We start from the raw sequence: 1,208 nt of genomic DNA on the forward strand, positions 1-1,208 counted from the left end.
AAGAAACCTAAAAATACATTTCTATAATATACTTTCCAAATACCGTTACCATGTTCCTTTATTCCTACGTATTTTCCTTTTAAAGCCGCAGTTAAATATACCCAATAATATGATCTCCATCGTATAGCTCCACTCTTAGTTACTTTGAGTACTTTATAGTCACTATCATAATCAAAATGGACTATTTTTTCTGGGAATGGTCTAGTTGAAAAATCATGTATATCAGCTGGTGTTTTCATATCTAAAGCTTCGTGTGGTCTTATATGATTATATTCTTTTACAAAGTGATTTAATCGTCTTTGTTGTGCTTTTAAATCATAAGCTGAAGGTTTCGCACAAGCGGCCTTTAAATCGCGATGCATGCGTTCGTGTCTTCCATTTTGTTCTGGGTGTGCTGGATCAGAAAATACAGGAGTAATTCCTAGTTCAATAAACCAATAAGAGAGTTGTGTAAATCTTTGTATAGCTCTTACAGATCCAAAAGGACTTCCGTTATCGGTATGGATCTGTTTAGGGATGCCATAAGTTCTAAACACCTTTGTAAATTCAGTCATGGCAGCGTTTAGTGTTTCTTTATAATGTCCTTTTGCTGTGAATAAAAATCGACTTTTCGAGTCAGCAATAGTAAGGGGATGACAATAGATTTTATTGCCCATAAGGAACTTTCCTTTATAATCAGCACTCCATACTTCATTACAGGATTTTGGATCAAAAATAGGGTAGAGAGGCTTTACTCTTCGCATTCGTTTTTGAGGAGATACCAACCCGTTTTTTCGAAGAATATTATGAACAGTCACCACCGATGGGATTTCTTCTTCAGCAAACTCTTTAAACAATAAAGTTCTAATTTTCTTAGCTCCCCAAAGTTTGTGTTTTTCTTTTAATTTAAGAATACTATCAATGATTTTTTGATCGGTTGTACTAGGATGTTTCCCAGGCTTTCTAGATTGTTCTTTTAGCCCTTCAAAGCCTTGATTTTCGAATCGATCAATCAGTTTATATGCTGTTGGTCTGGAGATCCCAAAACTTTTACATAATTCTGTAATGGTATATTTTCCAGTTCGCCATTCACAGATAAATTCAATTTTTTGTTCCATAGTTGTTGTGTTTTTCCAAGGCATGATAATTTGATTTTGACCTCAAATTATACCTCAAAAAGTGTAAACTATGTTTCTTTAACTTTGTAAAGGATGTTTGTTTAACGTACC

At 34.0% G+C, this 1,208-nt stretch carries 1 protein-coding gene; it reads right to left on the reverse strand.

Annotated features, from left to right (window positions below; translation table 11 throughout):
• Window positions 1–1,097 (reverse strand): integrase core domain-containing protein (locus DZ60_RS0121965; protein ID WP_161634460.1); only part of this gene is annotated, 1,097 nt, incomplete at its 3' end.
• Window positions 1,098–1,208: the final 111 nt, after the last annotated feature.

It is taken from the genome of Aquimarina pacifica (assembly GCF_000520955.1).
GTDB lineage: Bacteria > Bacteroidota > Bacteroidia > Flavobacteriales > Flavobacteriaceae > Aquimarina > Aquimarina pacifica.